The sequence below is a fragment of the Rhodoferax sp. SPJ21 genome (genome assembly GCF_058216335.1).
Window position 1 is genome coordinate 597,975 of sequence record NZ_JBYZMO010000002.1, and the last position, 25,516, is coordinate 623,490.

The 25,516-nt window shown below is 62.9% G+C and carries 27 protein-coding genes; 15 read left to right on the forward strand and 12 right to left on the reverse strand.

The genetic code is table 11. From position 1 onward, the window contains the following. Window positions 1-2: 2 nt before the first annotated feature. Together AC4BBN_RS10595 and AC4BBN_RS10600 are read left to right on the forward strand one after the other, a co-directional pair. Complete coding sequence (locus AC4BBN_RS10595) at window positions 3-1,334, forward strand: ATP-binding protein (RefSeq protein ID WP_490591948.1); 1,332 nt, start codon at window positions 3-5, stop codon at window positions 1,332-1,334. Beyond that, window positions 1,324-1,860: a response regulator transcription factor gene (locus tag AC4BBN_RS10600; protein WP_490591949.1), complete on the forward strand. Its 537-nt coding sequence runs from the start codon at window positions 1,324-1,326 to the stop codon at window positions 1,858-1,860. The genes AC4BBN_RS10595 and AC4BBN_RS10600 overlap by 11 nt, the downstream gene beginning before the upstream one ends. Before the next feature lie 54 nt (window positions 1,861-1,914). On the opposite strand, the gene AC4BBN_RS10605 is transcribed toward AC4BBN_RS10600, so the two are convergent. The 10 genes from AC4BBN_RS10605 to AC4BBN_RS10650 form a co-directional block, all read right to left on the reverse strand. Next, window positions 1,915-3,132 (reverse strand): DUF2252 domain-containing protein, encoded by a 1,218-nt coding sequence (locus tag AC4BBN_RS10605; protein ID WP_490591950.1) that lies wholly within the window; start codon window positions 3,130-3,132, stop codon window positions 1,915-1,917. A 113-nt stretch (window positions 3,133-3,245) separates the two neighbouring features. Next, a complete protein-coding gene (locus AC4BBN_RS10610) occupies window positions 3,246-3,599 on the reverse strand; it encodes an H-NS histone family protein (RefSeq protein WP_490591951.1) in 354 nt (117 codons plus the stop codon). A 143-nt stretch (window positions 3,600-3,742) separates the two neighbouring features. Then, on the reverse strand, window positions 3,743-4,657 hold the full coding sequence (locus tag AC4BBN_RS10615) for an AraC family transcriptional regulator (RefSeq protein WP_490591952.1): 915 nt from the start codon (window positions 4,655-4,657) through the stop codon (window positions 3,743-3,745). A gap of 124 nt (window positions 4,658-4,781) precedes the next feature. After that, on the reverse strand, window positions 4,782-5,144 hold the full coding sequence (locus tag AC4BBN_RS10620) for a helix-turn-helix domain-containing protein (protein WP_490591953.1): 363 nt from the start codon (window positions 5,142-5,144) through the stop codon (window positions 4,782-4,784). Beyond that, window positions 5,141-5,977, reverse strand: a complete 837-nt coding sequence (locus AC4BBN_RS10625; protein WP_490591954.1) for an alpha/beta fold hydrolase — start codon at window positions 5,975-5,977, stop codon at window positions 5,141-5,143. The genes AC4BBN_RS10620 and AC4BBN_RS10625 overlap by 4 nt, the downstream gene beginning before the upstream one ends. 60 nt (window positions 5,978-6,037) lie before the next feature. Continuing rightward, on the reverse strand, window positions 6,038-7,033 hold the full coding sequence (locus AC4BBN_RS10630; RefSeq protein ID WP_490591955.1) for an SLAC1 anion channel family protein: 996 nt from the start codon (window positions 7,031-7,033) through the stop codon (window positions 6,038-6,040). Further along, window positions 7,023-7,430 (reverse strand): DoxX family protein, encoded by a 408-nt coding sequence (locus AC4BBN_RS10635; protein ID WP_490591956.1) that lies wholly within the window; start codon window positions 7,428-7,430, stop codon window positions 7,023-7,025. The genes AC4BBN_RS10630 and AC4BBN_RS10635 overlap by 11 nt, the downstream gene beginning before the upstream one ends. Then, window positions 7,430-9,313: an amidohydrolase gene (locus AC4BBN_RS10640; RefSeq protein WP_490591957.1), complete on the reverse strand. Its 1,884-nt coding sequence runs from the start codon at window positions 9,311-9,313 to the stop codon at window positions 7,430-7,432. The genes AC4BBN_RS10635 and AC4BBN_RS10640 overlap by 1 nt, the downstream gene beginning before the upstream one ends. 166 nt (window positions 9,314-9,479) lie before the next feature. Continuing rightward, complete coding sequence (locus AC4BBN_RS10645) at window positions 9,480-10,133, reverse strand: isochorismatase family protein (RefSeq protein ID WP_490591958.1); 654 nt, start codon at window positions 10,131-10,133, stop codon at window positions 9,480-9,482. A gap of 171 nt (window positions 10,134-10,304) precedes the next feature. After that, window positions 10,305-11,006, reverse strand: coding sequence for a pirin family protein (locus AC4BBN_RS10650; protein ID WP_490591959.1), 702 nt, complete (start codon window positions 11,004-11,006; stop codon window positions 10,305-10,307). A 171-nt stretch (window positions 11,007-11,177) separates the two neighbouring features. Here AC4BBN_RS10650 and AC4BBN_RS10655 point away from each other — a divergent pair, with 171 nt between their 5' ends. The 7 genes from AC4BBN_RS10655 to AC4BBN_RS10685 all read left to right on the forward strand — a co-directional run bounded on the left by AC4BBN_RS10655 (window position 11,178) and on the right by AC4BBN_RS10685 (window position 17,837). Next, entirely contained in the window at window positions 11,178-12,113 is a 936-nt protein-coding gene (locus AC4BBN_RS10655; protein ID WP_490591960.1) for a LysR family transcriptional regulator, read from the forward strand. Window positions 12,114-12,347: 234 nt separating this feature from the next. Continuing rightward, window positions 12,348-12,929: a DJ-1/PfpI family protein gene (locus AC4BBN_RS10660; RefSeq protein WP_490591961.1), complete on the forward strand. Its 582-nt coding sequence runs from the start codon at window positions 12,348-12,350 to the stop codon at window positions 12,927-12,929. 61 nt (window positions 12,930-12,990) lie between these two features. Further along, window positions 12,991-13,356 carry a ribbon-helix-helix domain-containing protein gene (locus AC4BBN_RS10665; protein WP_490591962.1) on the forward strand — a complete coding sequence of 122 codons (366 nt, stop codon included), beginning with the start codon at window positions 12,991-12,993 and terminating at the stop codon, window positions 13,354-13,356. A 555-nt stretch (window positions 13,357-13,911) separates the two neighbouring features. Further along, window positions 13,912-14,835, forward strand: coding sequence for a sugar ABC transporter substrate-binding protein (locus tag AC4BBN_RS10670; protein ID WP_490591963.1), 924 nt, complete (start codon window positions 13,912-13,914; stop codon window positions 14,833-14,835). A gap of 12 nt (window positions 14,836-14,847) precedes the next feature. Then, a complete protein-coding gene (locus AC4BBN_RS10675; protein WP_490591964.1) occupies window positions 14,848-15,822 on the forward strand; it encodes an aldo/keto reductase in 975 nt (324 codons plus the stop codon). Window positions 15,823-15,827: 5 nt separating this feature from the next. Continuing rightward, window positions 15,828-16,541: a creatininase family protein gene (locus tag AC4BBN_RS10680; RefSeq protein WP_490591965.1), complete on the forward strand. Its 714-nt coding sequence runs from the start codon at window positions 15,828-15,830 to the stop codon at window positions 16,539-16,541. A gap of 132 nt (window positions 16,542-16,673) precedes the next feature. Next, the gene (locus AC4BBN_RS10685) at window positions 16,674-17,837 is read left to right on the forward strand and encodes a DUF4268 domain-containing protein (protein WP_490591966.1); all 1,164 of its coding nucleotides are present in this window, start codon (window positions 16,674-16,676) and stop codon (window positions 17,835-17,837) included. A gap of 234 nt (window positions 17,838-18,071) precedes the next feature. Here the strand turns inward: AC4BBN_RS10685 and AC4BBN_RS10690 are convergent, their stop codons facing one another. Next, window positions 18,072-19,094 carry a LacI family DNA-binding transcriptional regulator gene (locus tag AC4BBN_RS10690; RefSeq protein ID WP_490591967.1) on the reverse strand — a complete coding sequence of 341 codons (1,023 nt, stop codon included), beginning with the start codon at window positions 19,092-19,094 and terminating at the stop codon, window positions 18,072-18,074. Between the two features lie 151 nt (window positions 19,095-19,245). Here AC4BBN_RS10690 and AC4BBN_RS10695 point away from each other — a divergent pair, with 151 nt between their 5' ends. Then, window positions 19,246-20,295: a fatty acid desaturase gene (locus tag AC4BBN_RS10695; RefSeq protein WP_490591968.1), complete on the forward strand. Its 1,050-nt coding sequence runs from the start codon at window positions 19,246-19,248 to the stop codon at window positions 20,293-20,295. Further along, window positions 20,295-20,657, forward strand: coding sequence for a transposase (locus AC4BBN_RS10700; protein ID WP_490591969.1), 363 nt, complete (start codon window positions 20,295-20,297; stop codon window positions 20,655-20,657). Before AC4BBN_RS10695 ends, AC4BBN_RS10700 begins: the two co-directional genes overlap by 1 nt. A gap of 67 nt (window positions 20,658-20,724) precedes the next feature. Here the strand turns inward: AC4BBN_RS10700 and trxA are convergent, their stop codons facing one another. Then, window positions 20,725-21,684 carry a thioredoxin gene (gene trxA / locus AC4BBN_RS10705; protein ID WP_490591970.1) on the reverse strand — a complete coding sequence of 320 codons (960 nt, stop codon included), beginning with the start codon at window positions 21,682-21,684 and terminating at the stop codon, window positions 20,725-20,727. Window positions 21,685-21,762: 78 nt separating this feature from the next. Here trxA and purE point away from each other — a divergent pair, with 78 nt between their 5' ends. From purE to AC4BBN_RS10725, 4 genes are all read left to right on the forward strand, one after another. Further along, window positions 21,763-22,266 carry a 5-(carboxyamino)imidazole ribonucleotide mutase gene (gene purE / locus AC4BBN_RS10710; RefSeq protein ID WP_490591971.1) on the forward strand — a complete coding sequence of 168 codons (504 nt, stop codon included), beginning with the start codon at window positions 21,763-21,765 and terminating at the stop codon, window positions 22,264-22,266. After that, window positions 22,263-23,423, forward strand: a complete 1,161-nt coding sequence (locus AC4BBN_RS10715; RefSeq protein WP_490591972.1) for a 5-(carboxyamino)imidazole ribonucleotide synthase — start codon at window positions 22,263-22,265, stop codon at window positions 23,421-23,423. Before purE ends, AC4BBN_RS10715 begins: the two co-directional genes overlap by 4 nt. A gap of 2 nt (window positions 23,424-23,425) precedes the next feature. Further along, entirely contained in the window at window positions 23,426-24,430 is a 1,005-nt protein-coding gene (locus AC4BBN_RS10720) for an L-threonylcarbamoyladenylate synthase (RefSeq protein WP_490591973.1), read from the forward strand. Between the two features lie 62 nt (window positions 24,431-24,492). Continuing rightward, complete coding sequence (locus AC4BBN_RS10725; RefSeq protein ID WP_490591974.1) at window positions 24,493-25,449, forward strand: SGNH/GDSL hydrolase family protein; 957 nt, start codon at window positions 24,493-24,495, stop codon at window positions 25,447-25,449. The last annotated feature ends 67 nt before the right edge of the window (window positions 25,450-25,516 follow it).

Genomic DNA, 25,516 nt, shown 5'->3' on the forward strand with positions numbered 1-25,516 from the left:
CCATGAAGCCAGCCCCCACCAGCACCAGTCCAGACACTGTCAGCAGCGCTGAACGGGACGACACTGCGGACATCATGAACATGCAGCAGCTGATACAGCTGCGCTGGTTTGCCGCGTTCGGACAAGTGGCCACCATCTTCATCGTGCACTACGGTTTCGGCATCCACCTGCCGCTGCAGCCCATGCTGGCCGTGCTGGGCTGCCTGTTGCTGTTCAACCTGACCAGCCTGCTGTACTGGCGCACCCACCGCGATGTGTCCAACGGCGAGCTGTTCATTGCCCTGTTGGTCGATGTGGGCACGCTGACGGCCCAGCTCTACCTCAGCGGTGGCGTCAGTAACCCGTTCACCTTTCTGTACCTGCTGCAGGTCACACTGGGTGCCGTGCTGCTGCGCACCTGGGCCACCTGGACCATGGTGGCGATTACCGCAGCCTGCTTTGCCGGCCTGGCTGTCTTCGCCCAGCCCTTGCCGCTCCCCATGGCCCACGACCTGGGTCTGTACAGCCCCTACGTGGAAGGCATGCTGGTCTGCTTTGCGCTGAACGCCATCTTGCTGGTGATCTTCATCACCCGCATCGAGCGCAATCTGCGCCAGCGCGACGCGCGCCTGGCCAGCCTGCGCCAACGCGCCGCCGAGGAAGAGCACATCGTGCGCATGGGCCTGCTGGCTTCGGGGGCCGCGCACGAGCTGGGCACGCCACTGGCCACGCTGGCGGTCATCCTGGGCGACTGGAAGCGCATGCCCACCTTCACCAGTGACCCAGAACTGCTGCAAGAGGTCGGCGAAATGCAGGCACAGGTGAAACGCTGCAAAAGCATCGTCAGTGGCATCCTGCTGTCAGCCGGCGAGACGCGCGGCGAGGCGCCCGCGAAGACCTCCATCTGCACCTTTCTGGACGAGCTGGTAAGGGAATGGCGGGCTACCCGCTCGGCCACGGCCCTGGTCTACGACAATCAGCTGGTGCAAGACTTACCCATGGTTTCCGACTCCACCATCCAGCAAATGGTTTGCAATGTGCTGGACAACGCCTTCGAGGCCTCACCCCGCTTAGTACGCCTGGAAGCCTCGTGCGATGAAGAGATATTGACCCTGCGCGTCACCGACGCCGGCCCCGGCTTTCCGCCCGCCATGCTGGAGCATGTAGGCAAGCCCTACCAGTCCACCAAGGGCCGGGCTGGCAGCGGCCTGGGCCTGTTCCTGGTGGTCAACGTGGCGCGCACCCTGGGCGGCACGGTTTCGGCCAGCAACCCCGCCGTAGGGGGTGCTGAAGTCCGCATACGCCTGCCGCTCTCGTCCATTGTGTTGCAAGGCGGCGCCGCGTATGTCCACTGAGCGCCAGTTGCTGATCGTGGAGGATGACGCTGCTTTTGCCCGCACGCTCAGCAGATCCTTCGAGCGCCGGGGCTACCAGGTGCGGCAGGCTAGCAGCCTGGAAGAGGTCACCACCCTGCTGCAAACCCATACCCCCGGTTATGCGGTGGTGGACCTGAAACTGAATGGCGATGCCTCCGGCCTGGCCTGCGTGCAGATGCTGGCCACGCACGCCCCGGCCATGCTGATCGTGGTGCTGACCGGCTTTGCCAGCATCGCCACCGCAGTGGAGGCCATCAAGCTAGGCGCCTGCCACTACCTGGCCAAGCCGTCCAATACCGACGACATTGAAGCCGCGTTTGAGTCCACCGCCGGCAATGCCGAGGTGCAGCTGACCAACCGTGCCAGCACCCTGAAAACCCTGGAATGGGAGCGTATCCACCAGACCCTGGCGGAAACCGGCTTCAACATTTCCGAGGCCGCGCGGCGCCTGGGCATGCACCGCCGCACCCTGGCACGCAAGCTGGAAAAGCAGCAGGTCAAATAAGGCTTGCTACTAAATAAATAGCTGTCTGTGCAGGTGCTACCTGCGCCAGAGGCATTATTTCCATATACGGAAAAGCCCATCCGCATAGGCCTGGGCATAGAGGTGATAGTCCCGTTCCACCTGCTGGCCACAGTCCGCAGCGGCCTCCAGCAGCTTGGACTGCCACTTGCGGCCCTGGGCAAAGTTTATGAGTTCGTCTGCCGTGGCCGAACCCTGCCGTCCGCCACTGCGCAGCTGGCCCCAGGCCACGATCTGGCCCATGGTGGCCATCACCTTCTGGATATCCGCCAGCGACTGCCGGGCGCGGTCCAGGCTGACCCTGTCTTCGGTCGGCTGCAGCCCGCGCAGCACGTAGGAGGTGCGCCCGCGCACCACGGGCTGCAAAAACGCCATGGACACCGCCTGCACGCGCCGCTGCAGCTCCACAATGCGCGCCGCCTGCGACGGCCAGGCCGGCTGTGCACACGGTACATAGGCCTGCACCGCCGAGGGCAGGGCCTGCTTCAGGTCCAGCAGGTAGTTGCCGTCTGGCGAGCCCTTGCCCTGCACCAGCACCGCGTAACGCTCCACCCCCAGGCTGCCGGTGCCGGCGACGCGGCGTGCCACGTCCAGCACCTTGTAGAACCGGGGCTCGGCCTGGGTGGCCGCAAAGGTGGCCATCTGCTCGATAACCTGCGCCCGCTGCTCCCGGCTGGCGGGCAGGGTCTTTTTGCGGCCACCCTTGAATGCGCGCTTCTTGCCGGCCATGGGGGCATAGGCATCCAGCAATGCCGGGCGCAGGCGATTGCGCAGCCCGTCTAGCAAGTCACCCACCAGACCGCGCGCGGTTTGCGTCTCGACCCAATAGGCCTTGCCCTGCGACAGGGTGCTGGCGTAGCTTTGCAGAAAGCCCTCGCACAGCTGCCGTGCCTCATCGGCGCGCAGGCCCAGGCTGTGCGCGCCCACCTGCAGGCTGGTAAGCATGCGGACCAGGTCCCAGCTGGCCGGCGCCAGAATGGCTTCGTCGAAGTCATTCATGTCGAAATACGCCAGCCGGTTGTCGCCCTTGTAGCTGCCGAAGTTCTCAAAATGCAGGTCGCCACAAGACCACACCGGCGGCGCCGACTTGAACACGCCTTTGCACGCCAGCTGCTGGTAGAACAGATGGCAGCTACCGCGCAGGAAGACAAATGCATCGGCCTGCATCTTGTCGTACTTGAGCTGCAGGCGCTCGGGCTCGCGGCCTGCGTTGAAGTCCAAAATCTGCCGCACCACGTCCATGCTGCCTCCCATCGATCCACACAGGCGCTACAAAAATATGAGCTATCAGCGCAGGTAATACCTGCGCTAGAGCCTTATTTTTTATAAATTATTGCGCCGAAACACTGCAGGTGCAGATAGCAGGCTCAGGACTTCACCAGCAGGTCTTCGGCCGTCTTGCCGCTTTCCAGCGCGGCCTTGAACCAGCCGGGGCGCTTGCCGTGCCCAGTCCAGCTGTTACCCGCTTCGTCCCGGTACTTGATGACGCGCTCGGCCTTGGGCTTGGCAGCCGCTTTTGCCGCCGGGTCCGTGGCCTTGCGCCGGCCCCGGGTTTTGGCTGCAGGCTTGGCACCAAAGAGATCGTCCACGGTCAGGCCGTAAAAGCTGATGGCACTTTGTATGCGCTCAATCACGCCGCCGACTTCTTTTGCACGGATCGCAGTGGCTTCTTTTTGAAGTTTGTCAATTTGACGCTGAATGCTTGCCAAAGTTTTTGCCATGAAGATTTCCAAGGTAACGTCGTTATCGGGCTGGAACCACCGCTGCGGTGGCGTGGCAGCAATCTAATCTGTTTTGCTCCACCGTCCGTATTTTCGCGCTAACTTGGTAGCCATGGCCAGAAAACCGGAAAACGCAAGCCCGGTTAGCCGTGCCGCCGCCGCCATGTGCCCGGCGGCGTGCCTATGTGTTGGGTGAATACCCGGCTGAAATGGCTCTGGTCGGCAAAGCCGCAGCCTGCCGCAATATCGGCCAGTGACTGAGCACCTTGCACAAGCAGGCCGCAAGCCATGTCCACCCGCTGCTTCATCAGCCACTGGTGCGGCGTCTGGCCCAAGGTGTCGTGGAATGCGCGGATGAAATAGCTGCGCGACAAGCCGCAGGCCTGGGCGATGTCGCTGACCGACAGCCTGCCGTCCAGGCTACCCAGCAGCATCTCCTTGGCGCGCGCCTCGTGCTGCCGCGACAGGCGCCGCTTCGGGCGCGGTGACCGCACTGCCGCACCGCCGTACTGTTCAATCAGGTAGGTGCCTATGGCCACACTCATCTGGTCCACAAATAGCGTGCTGGCTTCATGCGGCCGCGCCAGCGTGGGGGCCATGGCGCGGGCCAGGTTGGCCAGCACCGGGTCGTGCATGCCGGTCACACATTCCAGGCCGGTGACACGCCGGCCGTCGCGCTCATCGGTGGCGCTGTTGAAGAATTCACGCGAAATTTCCACCAGCAAAAAGTCGAATGGTCCTTGCAGGTCGGCTCGGTAATCGTCGGCAAAATTCCGCACATACACAGCGCTGGCGTCGAACTCGTGCGAGGAAGCGTGGTGCTCGTGGAAGATGCGGCGCCGGTGGCCCCCGTTGAGTGAAATGCCCACCAGGTAGCCCCGGTCGCTGGCCGGGGTGAAGACCGGGCTCAGGCCGGGGCTTTCGACGCGTTTACGGTAGAAGCGCGCACCCGCGCCGGCCAGCTCCTGGTCTTGGTGGAGCCCGCTGGCCAGGCAACCCAGGGAGTCCTTGGCCTGCACCGTCTGCGGCTGCACAGTAGGCATGTGCTCAAGCCGCATTGCGCGCCTTTGCGTCCCAGCGTACGGGCAGACCGGAAGAGCGTTGAAGAAGCATAAGTGTTTGTACGGTAGCACTTTTTAGTGGCAAGTGGCGACACAAGCAGTCGCAGCAGACGGGTACCGTTTACCTCGGCGGAATGCCCATCACGCGACGGAAACTGCGCGAGAAATGGCGCACGTCCTTGAAGCCGCATGCAGCGGCAATATCGGCCAGAGGCATACCGCACTGCAGCAGCACCACCGACAAAGCAAGCCTGTAGTGCAGAGACCGCTGCTGCGGCACCAAGCGGCCCAGATAGGTGGCGCCCACCTGCGCCTGCACATGGGTTTGCAGCGCCTGCAGCAATTGCCCAACGAAGGGGCTGTCGATGGGATACGGGGCTTCCAGCGCCGCCAACAAGGCCTCCACCAGCGCCTGCAGAATCGCCTCGTGCTCCTGCTCCGGCAATGCGGGCGCCCCCGGTGGCAGGGGCGCCTGGGCTGTCACGACCGCACGAAGGCCAGCAAGTCTGGATTGATCACGTCGGCCTGGGTGGTCAGCATGCCGTGGGGGTAGCCCGTGTAGACCTTGAGTGAGCCGTTCTTCAAGAGCTTCACGGCCTTCAGGGCGGAGTCCGCAATCGGCACGATCTGGTCGTCATCACCGTGCATCACCAGCGTTGCCAGGGTGATCGCCTTCAAGTCTTCGGTTTGCTCGGTTTCCGAGAAGGCCTTCACACCGTCGTAGTGCGCCTTGGCGCTGCCCATCATGCCTTGGCGCCACCAGTTCTGGACCACGCCCGGATAGACCTTGGCCCCTGGGCGGTTAAAGCCGTAGAACGGGCCTGCAGGCACGTCCATGAACATCTGCGCGCGGTTCTCGGCCACGCCCTTGCGGAAGCCGTCGAACACTTCCATGGGCAAGCCCTCGGGATTGCTGGCCGTCTTGAGCATCAATGGCGGGACCGCGCTCACCAGCACCGCCTTGGCCGTGCGGCCGCTGGGCTGGCCGTGCTTGGCAACGTAGCGCGCCACCTCACCCCCGCCGGTGGAGTGACCAATGTGGACCACGTTCTTCAGGTCCAGCGCCTCCACCACCGCAAAGGCATCGGCAGCATAGTGGTCCATGTCGTGGCCCTCGCTCACCTGCGCCGAGCGCCCGTGGCCGCGCCGATCGTGCGCAACCACGCGGTAGCCGTGCTGTAGGAAGAACAGCATTTGCGCATCCCAGTCGTCGCTGGACAGTGGCCAACCGTGGTGGAACATGATCGGTTGTGCGCTCTTGGGGCCCCAATCTTTGTAGAAGATCTGGACGCCGTCTTGGGTCGTAACAGTTGACATGCTTGAAATATCTCCGAGGGTTGCTGCAGCGGCTTCTGCTGCGGTTGAGAAAAGAATGGACTAGTCTTCACGAAATGCCGCGCCGCTAGCCATATGCAGAGCGGTGCGCACCACGACCCATGACACGATCAAGGTGGCGGCCGTCAGCGCCACGGCCGCAATCACCAGGGTGTAGGTCGTTGGGCGCGCAAGGTAGTAGCCCAGGGTGGCACCGGCCCAGCCATCGGCCGGAAATGTCATCGCCCACCAGCTCATGAAGAACGCACCATGCGCCAGATGCCGACCCAAGCTGGCTAACAAAATGGCGATGAACAAGGCCAGGCAGTACAGCATGTCGCCCAGCGGCCCGGGCTGCCCACCCGTGAAGGCGAGATAGGCCGACAAACCAATCGACGGCGGCGCCAGCAAGATGAATAGCGTGGGCATGCTGCGCTGGCTCATCGTGGGCACAAACAGCACGCGGTGCAGCACGATGGTGAAGAACGACAGCCACAGAATCAGACCGATGGAGAAAAAGAACCAGCTGATCTCCACATGGCCCAGCGGCACGCCACCTACCGGCACCAGGATATTGCCCACCACCGGGATGAACCAGGCCGGCGTCAGCACGCCTTCGTCCTGCGGATGCAGTATCCAGCGGCGAATCAATGTCACGGCGAATGTGAAATGCATGGTCGCGCCGATCCACCACAGCGCATCTGCCAATGCCCAGGAATAGGCCCGCAGACCGATGGACAGCACCACGGTAGCTACCGACACCGCCGGGAAGAAGCTGGACCGCACAGGGTGCGCAAACTCCTCCACCACCTCGGCAAAACAAAACTTCAGCTTGGCCAGGTGTAGCAGCACCAGCACCACGAAACTGAGCACGGCGATGAACAACAAGATCTGGCTGATGACCAAGGGCAGGCCAAAAACCCGGTGCGCGCCCGCCCAGGCGTTGGCCAGGCCGCCTATGCCCATCACCATGGAAAACATGGAGATGGACAAGCGCGCCAACAACGGTTTCTCCACTGCGGGTGCCAGCGTAGGGACGGGGCTTGCTTCAGATACCACTGTGACCTCCCAGGTCGTACCAGGCAACCACGATGAAGCCCCCGACCAAACCCCAATGTTCGAAAAATGCATTCGCCACCACGCGCTTTCGCGCACCGTCTGTGGACCAGAAGCGGTCCGCCAGGCAATTCGCAAGCGCCGTGAAGGCCGCCAACATCACAGCCCCCAGCCAGCGGTAATAGCCGGTCAGCACCATGGCCGAAGCTCCGAATTCAAAAGCGATGGTGAGGGCCGCCAAGGGTGCCGCCGGCGCCAAGCCAAAGCGCCGCATTTCTGCCACTGCAGACTGGAAGTCACGCGCCTTGTCGAACGCGCCCTGCAGATAGGCAGCGCACAGACACAGCAGCGCCAGGCCGTGCACCCAGGGCGCTGTGAAAACCTGCCGCAGCGCGTCCATCAGACCGCCCAGCAGGCGCAACCCAGCGCGCCCCAGAAGCTCTTCAGGTCGGCAATAGGCAGCTTGCTGCTCCAGGCCGTGGCGTGCTGGTGGCCGTGCACGTTGCAGTCGTTGGCGCAGGCACAGGCCGCTGCGGCCTGGCGCATCACGGCTTGCATGGGCGCACCCTGCTCGCCCCAACCCGCGTAGCCACCAAAGCGGCGCACCGGCGACCAGTCGGGCATGGCCGGTGGCAGTGGGCTGTCGTCATGCGCGGCGAAATCCCCCTTGCCATAGACCACCTTGCCGCCGACGATGGTCAGCAGCGCCGTGGTGTCGGCAATCTCGGATTCGGCACAGGCGAAGAAGTCGCGGTCGGGCACCACCAGGTCGGCGAACTGGCCCACTTCGATGCGGCCCTTCTTGCCGACTTCATTGCTGAACCAGGTCACGTTCTCGGTCCACATGCGCAGGGCGGCTTCGCGGTCCAGGCAGTTGCGTTGTGGGTACAGCTGCATGCCACCCACGGTCTTGCCGGTGACCAGCCAGGACAGCGATACCCAGGGGTTGTACGAGGCGACACGGGTGGCGTCGGTACCGGCAGAGACCTTCACGCCCTTCTCCAGAATTTTCTTCACCGGCGGCGTAGCCTCGGCTGCGCCATGGCCGTAGCGCTCGACAAAGTATTCGCCCTGGTAGGCCATGCGGTGCTGCACGGCGATGCCACCGCCCAGTGCGGCGATGCGGTCGATGGACTGGTCGGAGATGGTTTCGCAGTGGTCAAAGAACCAGTTCAGGCCTTGCAACGGTACATCCTGGTTGACACGCTCGAACACGTCCAGCGCGCGGCTGATGGTTTCGTCGTAGGTGGCATGCAGGCGCCAGGGCCAGCGGTTCTGCGCCAGCAGGCGCACCACTTCTTCAAGCTCGCCTTCCATCTCGGGCGCCATGTCGGGGCGCGGCTGGCGGAAGTCTTCAAAGTCGGCGGCAGAGAACACCAGCATCTCACCCGCACCGTTGTGGCGGAAGTAGTCTGTGCCCTGCTTGTACTGAGACGTGGCCGTCCAGTTCAGGAAATCGGCCTTCTCCTGCTTGGGCTTTTGGGTGAACAGGTTGTAGGCCAGGCGAATGGTCAGTTGGTCGGCCTTGGCCAGTTCTGCTATGACCTGGTAGTCGTCCGGGTAGTTCTGGAAACCGCCGCCGGCGTCGATGGCGCCAGTTACGCCCAGGCGGTTCAGTTCGCGCATGAAATGGCGTGTGGAATTCAGTTGGTATTCATACGGTAGCTTGGGGCCCTTGGCCAGCGTGGCGTAGAGGATGGACGCGTTGGGCTTGGCCAGCAGCAAGCCGCTGGGGTTGCCCGCGCTGTCGCGCACGATTTCGCCGCCGGGTGGCGCGGGCGTGTCCTTGGTGTAGCCCACGGCGCGCAGCGCGGCGCCGTTGAGCAAGGCGCGGTCGTACAGGTGCAGCAGGAACACGGGCGTGTCGGGCGCCACCGCATTCAGTTCGGCGATGGTGGGCAAGCGCTTCTCGGCAAACTGGTGTTCGGTAAAGCCGCCCACCACCCGCACCCACTGCGGCGCGGGCGTGATGTCCACCTGGCGCTTGAGCATGCCCATGGCATCGGCCAGGCTGCGCACGCCGTCCCAGCGCAGCTCCAGGTTGAAGTTGAGCCCACCCCGGATGATGTGCAGGTGGTTGTCGATCAGACCTGGCAACACGCGCTTGCCACGCATGTCGATGCGCTTGGTGTTCGGCCCCGCCAGCGGCATGACTTCTTGGTCGCTGCCAACATGGGTGAAGCGCCCGTCCCGGATCGCCACCGCACTGGCCGTTGGGTTGGCGCGGTCGAGTGTGGTGAACAGCCCGCGGTGCAGGATCAGGTCGGGATATACATCAGCCATGGGACAGTCTTTCAGTGAAGCAATCGAAACAATATGGCGGCGAGAGGCTGGGTCAGATGCCGTAGCGAGCGGGCCGAGGTCGCGTTGAGGACCGGAGCCGTACTCCCGTACGGCGAGGACCGCAGACACGAGATCGGGCCGCGCAGTAGGCAGATGGCCTAGGCTCTCAGCCTTCGTGTGCACCAAACATGGCGCGGGCGTAGTTGATGCCGATACCGTAGCCGCCGCCAAACCTCTTCGCCACACCGGTGGTCATGTCGTAGGTGTCGGTACGCGCCCAGTCGCGTTGCATTTCCAGCAGGTATTGCAGCGAGGTCATGGGCTGTGCGCCGGCCTGCACCATGCGCTCCATGGCGCGGTTGTGCGCCTCATTGGAAATATCGCCGCAGGCATCGGCAATCACATACACCTCGAAGCCCTGGTCAATGGCCGACAAAGCCGGACCCACGATGCACACGCTGGTCCACAGACCGGCCAGCACGATGCGGCTCTTGCCGATTTCGTTGATGCGCTGGATCACAGCCGCGTCTTCCCAGGTGTTCATAGAGGTGCGGTCCAGCAAGGCCTGGCCAGGGAAGGGCGCGGTGACTTCTTCAAACATCGGGCCCGAGAAGCTTTTCTCGGCCACGGTGGTGAGGATGGTCGATGCGCCGAAGCCGGCCGCAGCGCTAGCCACCAGGCCCGCGTTGGAGCGCAGCAGCACCGGGTCGATGGAGTTGGTAGCAAACGCCATTTGCGACTGGAAGTCGATCATGACCAGGGTGTGGTCATGGGGGGTGAGCAACTTGGCGCCGGCGGTGGGGGTAGCGGTGATGGCCATGGTGAGAACTCCTGGGATGTGAAAAATCGATGTTGCGAACGACTAAGTACTTACCCGGTGCACGTTAGATGCAGCGGCCCGCAACAGATAGACGGTTTGCGCGATTTTTTGGACAAATGTGCGCTGGCAGTGCAAGAGCTTGTTACAAGCCCTTGCAGCAGCGCCCCCAACTTACGGTGCGGTGTCCACCAGCACCAGCTCGGCATCGGCGATGGCTGTGACACGGATCGTCTCCACGTCGCTGATGGCGGCACCGTCGCGGGCCAGCAGGCGCACGCCGTCCACTTCCACTTCGCCGATGGCGGGCACCAGGTAGGCGCGGCGGTTCTTGCCCAGGTGGTATTCCGCCGTTTCACCGGCCTTCAGCGTGGCACCGGACACCCGTGCATTGGTACGGATGGGCAAGGCGCCTTCGTCACCCGGCAGGCCGCTGGCCAGCGCAACAAAGCTGCCGGAGCGGTCGCCCTTGGGGAAGGGCTTGGCGCCCCAGGAAGGTGGCAGGCCTCGGCCGTCCGGCATGATCCAGATTTGGAAGATCTTGGTCACACCGGGTTCCTGGTTGTATTCCGAGTGGCGGATACCGGTGCCCGCGCTCATCACCTGCACGTCACCTGCTTCGGTGCGGCCCTTGTTGCCCAGGTTGTCCTGGTGGGTGATGGCACCTTCACGGACGTAGGTGATGATTTCCATATTGGCATGGGCATGCGGAGGGAAGCCGGTGCCGGCGGCAATCGTGTCGTCGTTCCAGACCCGCAGGGCACCCCAGCCCATGCGTGCCGGGTCGTGGTATTCGGCAAACGAAAAATGGTGCTTGGCATTGAGCCAGCCGTGGTCTGCGCCGCCGAGGGAGTCGAAAGGTCTGCGTTCAATCATGGTGTTTCTCCGAGAAGTTGTGTTGCGATGGAGAGACTTTATGATTCGGCGATCAATAAGAGAATAGAAAAGATGGAAAACAATCCATTCCAAAATCTGCATGCCCCACGCTCATCGCTGCCCCCCCGAGGGGGCGCTCAGTGGCTTCGGGCGGCCGGGCGCCACTGACACATGACCAGACTGCCTGACCTCGAAGCCTGGGCCATCTTTGCCAAGGTGGCCGAAACCGGCTCTTTCGCCAAGGCGGCGGCCGAGCTGGGCATCTCGCAACCCACCGTGTCCAAGGCGCTGACACGTCTGGAGGGCCGGCTCAAAACCACCTTGTTCCACCGCACCTCGCGGCGCATGTCGCTCACCGCCAGCGGCCAGGCCTCGCTGGAGCGGGCGGCCCGCATCCTCAGCGAAGGCGAAGCCGTGGAGGCGGAAGTTACCGAGCAGTCCAAGAACCTGCGCGGCCCCATCCGCATTGCAGCGCCCATGTCGTTTGGTGTGTCGCACCTGGCGCCCGCCCTGCCTGCGTTCATGGCCCTGCACCCCGACGTGGCCCCGGACCTGCATTTCAGCGACGAGCTGATCGACATGGTGGCCGACGGGTTTGACGTGGCGCTGCGCATCTCGAACCTGCCCGACTCCAGCCTGCTGGCGCGCCGCCTGTGCACCGTGCGCCTGCTGCTAGTGGGCGCCCCCGCGTACTTCGCGCAACATGGCCGCCCCAGCCATCCGCGCGATCTGGCCACACACCGGGCGCTGCGCTATGTGCACACCCGCACCGGCGAGGCCTGGCGCTTTCAGCACGCGCGGTTGGGCGAGTTTTCACAGGTGGTCCCAGCCACGCTGCGCGCCAACAACGCCGAAGGCCTGATCCCCGCGCTGCACGCCGGCTTGGGCCTGGCACTGCAGCCCGAGTTTCTGGCCTGGCACGACCTGCAGTCGGGGTTGCTAGAGACGGCACTGGACGACTGGCAGGTGCCCCCGATTGCCCTGCACATCGTCACCCCCCCGGGCCGCGCACGGCCCGCGCGGGTGCAGGCGCTCATCGAGTTCCTGGCCCACCATTTTGCGCAGGCGCCGTGGGCCCAGGAGCCGGAAGCAAGAGCAGGGCGCTAGCCTCTCAGGCACGCGACCGATGCCCGCTACAGGAATGGAAAATCAAACTTCATGCATTGAACACGGGATTGCCGCGCGCTTAGGGCGACGCTGAATGGGGCGGCGCACAAAAGGCAGCCTGCATCACCCCGATACACCCCGATACACCCCGTCACCCATGTAGTAGCCGGCTAACACCCGCCGCCCCCCGCATCGCCCAACAATGGGCTCCCAACCACCCTTGAGGAGACATCCATGGCAGCGAAAAAGATTCTGATGATTTGCGGCGACTACTGCGAAGACTACGAAACCATGGTGCCGTTCCAGGCGCTGCTGGCGGTGGGCCACACCGTCCATGCGGTGTGCCCAGACAAGAAGGCCGGCGACGCGATCAAGACGGCGATCCACGACTTTGAAGGCGCGCAGACCTATAGCGAAAAGCCCGGCCACAACTTCACACTGAACGCCACCTTCGCCGGCCTGGACGTGGCCAGCTACGACGCATTGGTGATCCCCGGCGGCCGTGGCCCCGAGTACCTGCGCACCTACCCGGCGGTGATCTCGGCGGTGAAGCATTTCTTTGAAGCCAACAAGCCCGTGGCAGCGGTGTGCCACGGCGCGCAGTTGCTGGCCGGTGCCGGCGTGCTCAAGGGCCGCACCTGCTCGGCCTACCCAGCCTGCCGGGCCGAGGTGGAGATTGCGGGCGGCACCTATGCCGAGATTGCGATTGACGCGGCGGTGACGGACGGCAACCTGGTGTCCGCCCCCGCCTGGCCGGCGCACCCGGCCTGGATTGCGCAGTTTCTGGCCCTGCTGGGCACGCGCATCAGCTTGTAATCCGCCATTGACCGCAGCCCTGCGGCCTCCGATGATGGAGGCCGTTCCAGGGGTAATCACCATGTGCCAAGTTTTCATCAGCGCCGATCCGCATCTGTACGACAGCCGCGCCCGCTCCGTGCGCCTGCATGGCGTGGCGACCAGCATCAAGCTGGAAAATCTGTTCTGGCAGGTGCTGGCCGAGATCGCCCAGCGCGACGGCATGGGCGTGCCGCAGCTCTGCGCCAAGCTGTATGACGAGCTGGTGGCCGAGCGCGGAGCGGTGGACAACTTTGCGTCCTTTTTGCGCGTCTGCTGTGGCCGTTACATGGCGCTGCAGCTGTCGGGCGGCATCCCGCAGGACACCTCGATTTCCATCCGCAGCCTGAATGCGCCACAAGTGCTGGCGACCGAAGGGCACCGCAGCCTATTGGCGCGGGCTGCATAAGCCTGTTGGCGGTCCGCGTTGGCCGCAAGGCGTGTGCTACAAAATCAATAGCTTCTAGCGCAGTTCATGCCTGCGATGCAGGCACTTTTCCTTTGTAACTACAGCGTGGCGTTACGCCTTTGGCTTGCAGTCGCCTGCGCAGTGCTGCGTGGCTAATTTTCTTTCAATCTCGCGATTGCCAAGTGTGCGCTGGCTGCTAATTTTTATTTTCTGGATTAATCGACATCTTGATTGGATGGCGACGGTTAGGTTTAAGTGTCAATTAACTAACTTTTGATAATTTTTATTATCTACAGGCGTCCGGATAATGTATGCGGTGCGCCGAGGAGTAGGTCGATTTTCCTCGCTGAAATAAGGTGTTTCACCAATGAAATTGGAGGTTTTGAATGCCTGTGCAGGTCGCCAGGTAACTAACTTTGGCGGCATTTTTTATTGTTGAATAAATCAAAGAAATTAATTTCTCTAGGAGTAACTACTTAGAAAATTTATTCAAATTGGTGTTTAAAGTAGCGGCGTTCCGATAAACCCTATACCCACCACTAGGAAATTTTCAAAATGAAAAAGCTCTTTATCGCCGCCGCCGTCACCGCCTCTGTGTTGACCCCTTTTGCCGCGCATGCCCAGAAGATCGGCCTGGCCATGGCTAACCAGGAAACCTTCCTGGCCTACATGTCCGACGCCCTGCTGGCGCAGGCGAAAACCGTCGGGGCCAATGTGCAGATGGAGTCGGCGGAGAACGACGTGAGCAAGCAGCTCAACCAGATCCAGAACTTCATCACCCAGAAGGTAGAGGCCATCATCGTCAACCCGGTGGATACCGATGCCACCACCAAGATCACCAAGATGGTGACCGAGGCCGGCATCCCTCTGGTCTATGTGAACCGTAAGCCGGTGGACTTCGAGAAGCTGCCGAAGAACGTGGCCTTTGTGGCCTCGGACGAAAAAGTCTCGGGCACGCTGCAAACCCAGGAAGTCTGCCGCGTGATGAAGGGCAAGGGCAATATCGTGGTGCTGATGGGCGAGCTGTCCAACGAAGCTGCACGCACCCGCACCAAGGACATCGAGGAAGTGCTGGCCACGAAGGAATGCGCGGGCATCAAGATTCTGGACAAACGCGAAGGCACCTGGCTGCGCACCAAGGGCACGGACATCGTGTCGAACTGGATCACCGCCGGACTGAAGTTTGACGCCATCATCGCCAACAACGACGAAATGGCGATCGGTGCGGTGCAGGCCCTGAAAGCCGCCAAGCGCTGGACGCCCGACTTCATGGTCGCCGGTATCGACGCCACGCCCGATGCCCTGGCTTCGATGAAGGCCGGCGACCTGAAAGTCACCGTGTTCCAGAACGCCGCAGGCCAGGGCCGGGGCTCGCTTGAAGCCGCCATCAAGCTGATCAAGAAGCAGCCGGTGGACCGCTTTGTGAACATCCCGTTTGAGCTGGTTACGCCTGCCAACCTGGCCAAATACGCCAAGTAAAGCAGGGCCTGTATGCGATACCGCGACTTTGGCCGCACCGGCTGGAAGGTGAGTGAGGTGGCCTTTGGGGCCTGGCAGATCGGTGGCGACTGGGGCGCGGTAGACGATATGCGCTCTATCGACACCTTGTTGTACGCCTTTGACAAAGGCATCAACTTCGTCGATACCGCCGAGCTGTACGGCAAAGGCCACAGCGAGGAGGTGATTGGCCGGGCGCTGCGGGCCTGGCATGGCGACAAAATCTATGTTGCCACCAAGGTGCAACCCATCCAGTGGCCTAACGCAAACGACGACCACCCGGCCATGCGCGGCCGCTACCCCGACTGGTATCTGCGCGACAGCGTCGAAAAGTCGCTGGAGCGCCTGGGCGTGGAGCGGCTGGACCTGCTGCAGCTGCACAGCTGGATGGGCGACGGCCTGTACGCGCTGGACTGGCTGGAGACCTTGAACCGCCTGCGCGCCGAGGGCAAGATCGACAAAATCGGTGTGTCCCTGCGCGACTTCCGGCCCGACGAGGGTATAGACCTGGCCCGCTTTGGCCTGGTGGACTCCATCCAGGTGGTCTACAACCTGTTCGAGCAGCGCCCGCGCCACGGCCTGTTTCCGGCTGGCGAGCAGTCATCGACGGCGTTCATCGCCCGGGTGCCGCTGGATTCCGGCGCGCTGGTCGGCCACTGGACGGCCGATACCTACGCCCGCTGGGCCCCCGGCTCGGTGCCGCACACCATGTTCCGCGAGGGCCGGTTTGCCGAGACCTTGGAGCGGGTGAAGCGACTCAAAAAGTTGTGCGCCCCCTACTACCCCACCCTGGCCGAGGCGGCCATGCGCTACGTGCTGGATTCCCGGCAGGTGTCCACCCTCATCCCGGGCATGCAAACCCGTGCCGAGGTGGATATGAACCTGGTGTATTCCGATGGCCAGGCCTTCCCTGCCGAGCTGTTGGAAAAGCTGGGTGAACACCTTTGGATTCGGAACTACTACCAATGAGCACCTTGCTGCAAGCGCACCAACTGGAGCTGTTGCGGCCGCATGAAATCCGCGCCGAGCTGGCCCGCGCCTCCCGCGTCTACCTGCCGCTGGGCACCATCGAATGGCATTGCGAGCATTTGCCGGTGGGGCTGGACGCGCTGACCGCCCACGGCGTGTGCCTGCGTGCCGCCCAGCGCAGCGGCGGCCTGGTCTACCCCACGCTGCACTACGGCACCGGCGGCGGCCACGGCATCTACCCGTGGACGGTGATGATGGAAACCGGCTCCGAGATCGTCGCCCAGCTGCGTAAAACCCTGGCCCGGCTGGAGGTGTTTGGCGTGGCCCAGGCGGTGCTGTTCACCGGGCACTTTGCCGACGAGCAGATCGCCATGGTGCGCCAGCTGGCCCAAGACTGGCAGGTCGAAGGCCACACGCTGCAGGTGCAGGCGCTGTCCATCAATATGCTGCCCCAGCCACCCATCGCCCCCGACCACGCCGGCCCTTTCGAGACCACGCTGCTGCACGCCCTGTGGCCTGATCGGGTGGACATAGCCCAGCTGCCGCCCAAGCCCGTGCGCACCGGCAACATCGAAGAAGACGGCTGGGGCCCGCAGCGCCATGTGCAAGGCCACCCCCTGTGGGGCGTGGTGGGCCCGGACCCGCGCGACTTCGACCCGGCGCGTGGGCCAGAGCTGCTGGAGGCGGTGGTGGCCTGGCTGGTGGCGGAGGTGGCCTGAATTTGAATTTTCAGGCATTAAATAGGCCGATAGCGCAGTAAACACCAGCGCTGAAAGCTATCAAAAAAGGAGAAATATAGCTACTCAGTTATATTTATAGACCCCTCCAGCCACACAAGCGCAACGCATTGCATGTACCGCATTAACCACCAGACCAACCGCATAACCAAGCTCCAGCAGATGAAGTTCAGCGAGTTGGGATTTTCGGAGCGTAATCACTTGCAGGAGTGGCTAGCTAACCAACCCGATGCTCTGGGCGAAGAGCTGCTGATACTACAAAAAGAGTTCGACGGTTTTGACGATACGCGGGAGCGGCTGGACTTGCTGGCGCTGGACAAAATGGGCACGCTGGTCGTCATTGAAAACAAGCTGGACGACTCAGGGCGCAACGTTGTCTGGCAGTCACTCAAATACGCTTCGTACTGTTCTACTTTGTCGAAAACCCAGATTGGAGTGATGTACCAAAAATATCTGGATAAAACCGATCCTGGCAAAGATGCCTTGGCGCAAATTTGTGAGTTTTTGGGCAAGGAAGAGTTTGCTGAAGTGGTGCTTAACCCCGGCAACGACCAGCGCATCATCATGGTGGCGGCCGAGTTTCGCAAAGAAGTCACTTCGACGGTACTGTGGCTGTTGAAGCACAGGGTCTTTGTGAAATGCTTCAAAGCCACGCCCTTCCAGGACGGCGCGGATGTGTTCCTGACCGTGGAGCAGCTCATCCCGCTCCCCGAAGCCGAAGAGCTGATGATCGGCATCTCAGAAAAAGAGGTAGAGGAGCAATCTGCCGAGCGCAATCAAGTCCCCCGTGAACTGCTGCGTGCCGATTTTTGGCACCAGACGCTGGAAGCACTGGAGCAAGCCAAGGTCGATCTATATGCCAACAAGTCGCCCAGCCGAGACCATTGGCTGACCACGGGATCGGGGCTGGGTGGTGTGCATTACGCCATGATCTTTAACAAGGACGAGGCCCGCGTCCACTTTGAACTCAATCGGGCCTCTCAAGAACAAAACAAAGCCCTGTTTGACCTGCTGCATACCCGCTCGATGGAGCTGGAATCCGTGTTCGGTGCTCCCCTGACTTGGCGGCGCATGGATGACAAAAAGGTATCCATTATCGGCTGCGGCAAGGCGTTTGACGGCCACAACCGGGCCAGTTGGCCCGAGATGGTGGCATGGCTGGTGGAGCATGTGCAACGTATGGAAAAGGCTTTTAGCCCACAAGTACCAATGCTAAGGTCTGCGCTTAGGCAGTCACTGGGAGTGGGTGTGCAGACCATTGATGGAGATGGCAAGTAAGGCGGCAAGCTAGTCCACGGCATGCGATGGAGCAGGTAACACCTTACCAAGGAGGCACGTCCAGCCGCCAAGAGGGGCCAGCACATATGGATGCTCCCACTGGGGTATCGTCCTTAGTCGCCTGTTACGTGTTTTACCCCATTTTCCAAGCATCGAATAAACCATCGGTGCAGTAAAAACCAGCGCCAGCAGCTATCAAAAAGAGAGTTAAATACGATAGCAAAGCCCGCTGGCTCACACGCTTTCGGGCAGGTGGATGTCCATCGGCACCAGCACCTGCCGTATGCCTGCTGTCGGTTGCACCACCGCCTCGGCCATCTGGGCCACCAGTTCGCGGCAGAGTTGGGGCAGGGGGTGCGACAGCACGGCGGCGAAGTGCCGGTGGATCAGCCCGGCGCGGGTCACGGGCGTGAGCTCGGTGCCTATGCCCACCACCCGCTGGCCAGCTCGGTTGCGCTGGCGGCGCTGCTCCAGCGCTTTGAGCACGCCTTCAATGCCGCTGCCGCCCATGTAGAAGCCCACCAGGTCGGGGTGGCTGTCCAGCAGTTCGTGGGTGCGTTCCTCGCCATAGGCATCGCTTTCCAGCGTGGAAATGGTCTCCAGCAGGTCAAAGTCGGGGGCGTGCTCGCGCATGTACGAGCGCAGGCTGATCTCGCTCAGCTCCTGGCACTGGAAGCGGTGGCTGCCCACAAAAATCGCCACCGGGCCGGGTGCGTGCGCCAGCTCCGAAATCAGCCAGGCTGCCGTGCGCCCCACCCGGCGGTTGTCCAGCCCTGCGTAGCCTGCGCGCAAGGGCGAGCTCAAATCAGAAATCAGCCCGAACACCGGCACCTGGCGCTGGTGCAAGGCCTCGATGGCGTTGTTGACCAGGGCGTGGTCTGCCGTGACCACCGCGATGGCATCCACCCGCTGGCCCAGGTCGGCCAGGTGCTCGGCCACGCACTCGGGGGTTTGGTCCTTCAGGTACTCCACCACCGCGCGGCCGCGCAGCGTGGGGCAGTCTTGCGTGGCCTGGGTGAGCGCGGCGGCCAGGCCCCGGTAGAACACCGCGTTGGGCAGCTGCAGCAAAAACCCCAGCGTGAGGCGCGGGCGCACATCGCGCAGGCGCTCGGTGATGACACCCGCCGCGTAAAAGCCCAGGGCTTCGGCGGAGGCGCGGATGCGCTGGGCCGTGTCTTCGCGCACATTGCTGCGGCCATTCAGCACCCGGTCCACGGTGGAACGGCTGTGCCCGCAGTGGCGGGCTACGTCATCCATGGTGGGGCGGCGGGAGGGGGTTTTGCTTGACATATTTGTGTCAAAAGTAGGCATTGGTTTGACACATTATGGGGCAGAAACGGCGCCAGTAGTACCCAAAAAGAGTGTGGCCTCGTAGCATCCAGTCACGCCAAAACGGAGACAAAAAACCATGCCAAAACCCACTTATTCCCGCTACGCCCTGCGGGACGACCAGGCCCCCACCGGCGACTTGCGCCGGGAGGAATTCGAGTCCGAAGTCAGCGCCCGCTGGTTTACGCCGCAGATCGACCGCAAGCTTTTGAAACAGCTCATGAAACGCTCTGACACAGAGTCGCTGTGGAACTACGGCCTGTGGATCGCACTGCTGGTGGCCAGCGGCGTGGCGGGCTTCTTTACCTGGGGCACCTGGTGGGCCGTGCCCTGCTTCCTGGTCTACGGCGTGCTGTATTCCACCAGCGACCACCGGGCGCATGAGTTGTCGCACGGCACGCCCTTCAAAACCCGCTGGCTGAACGAGGCGCTCTACCACCTCAACGCCTTCATGACCCTGCACGAGGGCCACTACTGGCGCTGGAGCCACACGCGCCACCACACGCACACCATCATCGTGGGCAAGGACCCAGAAATCGCCTTTCCGCGCCCGGCCAACCGGCTGTATGCGCTGCTGGATTTCTTCTTTTTGAAATCGGGCGTGCTGCTGCTGCGTGACATTGCCTTGCAGTCGGTGGGCCGCATCAGCCCGGACGGCGAGCATTTCATCCCCGCTACCGAGCGCAGCAAGGTCATCCGCTCGGCACGCATCTTCATGCTGGTGTTTGCCGCCGTGATCGCCGCCTGCGTTTACAGCCAGAGCATCCTGCCGGCGATGTATGTCGTGTTGCCGCGCTTTTACGGCGGCTTCTTTGCCCAGTTTTTCAACGCCACCCAGCACACCGGCCTGGCCGAAGACGTGTACGACCACCGGCTGAACACCCGCACCTTTGTGACGAACCCGGTGTTCCAGTGGCTGTACTGCAATATGAACTTCCACATCGAGCACCACAGCCTGCCCATGGTGCCCTGGCACCAGCTGCCCAAGCTGCACGCGGCCATCAAGACCCAGTGCCCGCCGGTCTACCCCAGCGTGTGGGCCGCCTGGGCCGAGATCCTGCCCGCCTTGCAGCGCCAGGCCCATGACGCCAGCTTCCAGGTCACCCGGCCTGTACCCGGAGCCGTGTAATGGCCACGCCCGGGCCCCAGAAAGTGCACCGCTACGGCGCTGAATTCAAGCTGCAGGCGGTGCAGATGAGCCAGCAAAGCGGTGTGCGCATCAAGGACGTGGCGGCCACGTTAGGTATTCACCCGTTTATGCTGTCCAAATGGCGCAAGCAGGTGCGCGACGGCGAGCTGGTCGGCCCGCCTGCTGCCGTGGATGCGAATACGGTGGTGGAGCTGCAGCGCCTGTGCGCCGTGGAGCAGCAGTTCAAACGCCTGCAACAGGAGCATGAACTGCTAAAAAAAGCCATCCGGTTTGCTTTCGATCCAAAGCCGAAGTTTTCCGTTTTATCGGGGCAAACCGGGACACCTATTCCGTGCAACTGATGTGCCAGTACTACCAGGTGACACGGGCAGGCTATTACGCCTGGTGTAAGCGGGGGGCTGCGGAAGCCTAGTTCAGCATCATGCTGAGGCGACGACGGTAGGTGGATACCAGTTGGGCCTGGGGGTCTTGCTCGGTGACGGACTTGCCCGAGATCTCGATGCCACCGGCGCTCTTGGTGCCCGCATCGGCGCTGGCCTTGGGCTTGGGCGGGGTCAGCAGCTCCAGGATGGCGACGAAGAGCTTGCGGGGGGCTTCGTCGTTCCATTTCTTGTCGCGCATGATGATCTCCAGCAGCTCGTCCATGGCAGCGGTCCAGTCGCCCAGGGCCATCAGGACCTGGGACTTGGCGAAGCGGGCGTCAAAGTCGCGTTTGTTAGCGGTGATCTGAGCATCAAAACCGGCTATGCCGCTGGCCTGTGCTGCGTCACTAGCTGCGAAATTGAGAGCGGCTATCCATTGCGCCAAGGCTTCAAAGCGCAGCTGCAGCGGTATGTATTTCAGCGTGGGCTGCAGTGCGGCCTCGGCTTCTTCCAGGTTGCCGGTTTCAACCAGCAGGCGCACGTAGTCATAGCGGGCGTCGTCGTTGGCCGGGTCAAGGGCCAGGGCTTCATGTAACTTGTGCAGGGCGGCGTCGGTGTCGCCGGATTCGAGCAGGGCCTGGGCTTGCTCGGCTTCCGTGGGTTCGGCGTCCAGCGGCTCGCCTTCGGGCACGTGTTTGTCCAGGAATTCCTTGAGCTGGCCTTCGGGAATTGCGCCCTGGAAGCCGTCCACCGGCTGGCCGTTGATCACCAGGATGCAGGTGGGGATGCTGCGTATGCCAAAGGCGGCGGCCAGTTGTTGCTCTTGGTCGGAGTCGATCTTGGCCAGCTTGAAGCGACCGCCGTATTCAGCTTCGACCTTTTCCAGTAGCGGGCCGATGACCTTGCAGGGGCCGCACCAGGGCGCCCAAAAGTCCACCAGTACCGGCGTGGTCATGGAGGCGGCAATGACCTCGGTTTCAAAGTTTTCGACGGTAACGTTGATCATGGTGGGTGTCTCTTGGGGGCAAAAAGTAAAATCGAGGTTTTGGCAGCCCCATCGTGGGCGCTCTTAGAACAAAGCCCTATGACTTCTATTCAAATTGGTGTGGTGATGGGTTCCAGCTCCGACTGGGACACCATGCAGCACGCGGTGCAGATTCTCCAACAGTTTGGTATCACCTTCGAGGCGAAAGTGGTTTCCGCCCACCGCATGCCCGATGATATGTTTGCTTACGCCGAGGCCGCCGCTGGCCGGGGTATGAAAGCCATCATCGCTGGCGCCGGCGGCGCCGCCCACTTGCCCGGCATGCTGGCCGCCAAGACCACGGTGCCGGTGCTGGGTGTGCCGGTGGCCAGCCGCCACCTGCAGGGTGTGGATTCGCTGCACAGCATCGTGCAGATGCCCAAGGGCATCCCCGTGGCTACGTTCGCTATTGGCACGGCCGGTGCAGCCAACGCGGCGCTGTTCGCCGTAGCCCTGTTGGCTAACGAGAACCCCGCGCTGCGCACCCAGCTGGAGGCCTTCCGTGCCGCCCAGACCGAAGTGGCGCGCAATATGACCCTGCCACCCGCGCCCCACGCCCTATGAGCCAGGTCTTACTACCCGGTGCCACGCTGGGCGTGATGGGCGGCGGCCAGCTGGGCCGCATGTTCATCCACGCGGCCCAACGCATGGGCTATTTCACCGCCGTGCTGGACCCGGACGCCAACAGCCCCGCTGGCCGCGTGAGCCACCACCATATCGCCACCGACTACATGGACGCCCCTGGCCTGGGCCAGCTGGCCGAGACCTGCGACGCCATCACCACCGAGTTCGAGAACGTGCCCGCCCCGGCCCTGGCCCGCCTGGCGGTGTACACCACCGTGTCGCCCGCAGCCGCGTCCGTCGCCATCGCCCAGGACCGCGCGCAGGAGAAAGCCCACTTTGTGGCCTGCGGCGTGCCCTGCGCACCCTATGCGGTGATTGAAACTGCGGCGCAACTGGCCGCCGTGACAGACGACCTGCTGCCCGGCATATTGAAGACCGCCCGCATGGGCTACGACGGCAAGGGCCAGGTCCGCGTGGCGACCTACGCCGAGTTGGCCCAGGCCTGGCTGGACCTGAAGGGCGTGCCCTGCGTGCTGGAGAAGATGCTGCCGCTGGCCGCCGAGTGCTCGGTCATCGTCGCGCGTGGTGCCGACGGCCAGATGGTCCACCTGCCGGTGCAGCGCAATCTGCACCGTGACGGCATTCTGGCCGTCACCGAGGTTTATGAGGGAAATATGCCTGCAGCGCAGGAAGAACATGCGCTGGCAGCTGCGAAATCAATAGCAAACGAGCTGAATTACGTGGGCGTGCTGTGCGTGGAGTTCTTCGTGCTGGACGATGGCAGCCTGGTGGTCAACGAGATCGCGCCGCGCCCGCACAACAGCGGCCACGCCAGCATGGACTGCTGCGACGTGTCGCAATTCGAGCTGCAGGTGCGCACGCTTGCCGGCCTGCCCCTGGTGCAGCCGCGCCAGCACAGCCCGGCGCTGATGCTGAACCTGCTGGGCGACCTGTGGTTCGTGCGCTCTGAAAAAGCTGCCACGCCGCCTTGGGCCGACGTGCTGGCTCTGCCGGGCGCGCATCTGCACCTGTACGGCAAGTCTGGCGCCAAGCCCGGCCGCAAGATGGGCCACCTGACGATGACCGGCGCTTCGGTGGAGGCTGTGCGCGCCACCGCCTTGCAGGCAGCGGCGCTGCTGGGCATAGAGGCGTTTTGAGCATGCTGCTCGACGGTCGTGACCCGGCAGCGGTCCAGCAAGCCGCGCAGGCGCTGGCCGGTGGCGACCTGCTGGGCCTGCCCACCGAGACGGTGTACGGGCTGGCTGCGGACGCATCCAATGACGCTGCGGTAGCCAAGATATTCGCTGCCAAGGGCCGGCCCAGCGACCACCCGCTGATCGTGCACATAGCGCCCGACGGCCCCGGCGTGGCGCATTTCGCCAGCCAGGTGCCAGCATTCGCCCAGCAGTTGATGGAGGCGTTCTGGCCTGGCCCGCTGACGCTGATCCTGCCGCGCCGGGATGGCGTGGGTGCGGCAGCGGCGGGCGGGCAGGATTCGATTGGCCTGCGTTGCCCTTCGCACCCGGTGGCGCAAGCAGTGTTGCGCGCCGCTGCGGCCCTGGGTGTGGCCGGTGTGGCGGCACCCAGCGCCAACAAGTTTGGCCGCGTGAGCCCGACCACGGCGGCCCATGTGCAGTCCGAGTTTGATGATGGCCTGCTGGTGTTGGACGGCGGGCCCTGCACCATGGGGATCGAGTCCACCATCGTGGACTGCACCCGTGGCGTGCCGGTACTGCTGCGCCCCGGCAGCATCAGCCGCGACCAGATCGAGCAGGCTTGCGGCCAGCCGCTGCGTTCCAAGGAAGACCTGGCCGCGCCCGATCCGCGCGCGTCGGGCACGCTGGAGGCCCATTACGCGCCCAGCGCCAAGGTGCGGCTGATGGACACCAAGGTGCTGCAAACCGCGCTGGACCTGCTGGGCCAGGTGCAGGACGGCGTGCCCGGCTCAATTGGCGTGTATGCACGCAGCGCACTGCACAACCATTCGCGCCAGGCCCTGCTGCGCGCCATGCCCGACGACGCGGCTGCGGCAGCCCAGGAGCTGTTCGCAGCGCTGCGCAATTTCGATGCCCAGGGCGTGCGGCTGATCTGGATAGAAACCCCGCCGGACACCCCGGAATGGGAAGGTGTGCGCGATCGTTTGCAGCGCGCATCGGCGGCTTGACATGTCTTTACGCTCCGTTACCCGTGCCTCGTTAAACTACCTGATTGATTTTTGGAGTCCTCATGGCTATTTCTAGTTTGCGCCGGGCCTTTGTGTGGCTGGCATGTGCCTCAGCAACCCTGCTGACCGCCTGCGGTTCCAGCACGGTGGAGTCGCAACTCACGCCGTCGCGCATCATTGGCTTTGGTGACGCGTTCAACGTGGTCAAGTCGGGTGCCAGCTATACGGTGAACGACTCGGCCATCAATACCTGGTTGGCGCAATTCGCCTCCAGCTATGGCCAGACTTTGAATACATCGTTGGTATATGCACAGGGCAATGCCCGCATCAGCGCTACGACGGACGCAGCGGGCAGCACCAGCACTTTGACGGTGACGCAGCAGATCGACAGCTTTCTGGCCAGCAACACCCTCAGCGCTAACGATGTGGTGGTAGTCAATGGAGGCATCAGCGACCTGGTGGTGGAGATGGCGGCCGTGACAGCCAATACCGAAAACTCGGACACGATGCTGGCCAATGCCAAACAGTACGGCAAAGACCTGGGCGCGCAAGTGCGGCGATTGGTGAACGCTGGCGGCAAGCACGTGGTGGTGGTCGGCCCTTACAACCTGGGCGTCAGCCCCTGGGCCACGGCGATTGGTCAGAACAGCTTGTTGAAGAGCGCCAGCAGTGCCTTCAACGAGGCCATGCTGGTGTCCATCGTGGACCTGGGTGACACCGTGTTGTACGTGGATGCTGCCTATTACTTCAACCTGGTGCAGGCTACCCCTACCTCGTATGGTCTGACCAATAGCACCGATCTGGCGTGTACTTCGACAGATTCGGGTGCGGGCATCGGCACCGGCACGGGCCAGGTCAATTCGTCTTTGTGCACAACCTCCACGATTGCAGCCATCACGGCCAATTCGTCTGGCACGACCTACGATTTGTACATGTTCGCCGACCGCCTTTACGTGACCCCTGCGGTGCAGCGCCTGTTTGGCGTGTACGCTTACGGCAAGGTACACGCGCGCTGGTAAGGCTGCAGCAATATCCAGACGTAAAAAAGCCGACCCTTGGGTCGGCTTTTTGTTGGGCCGAAGCTAT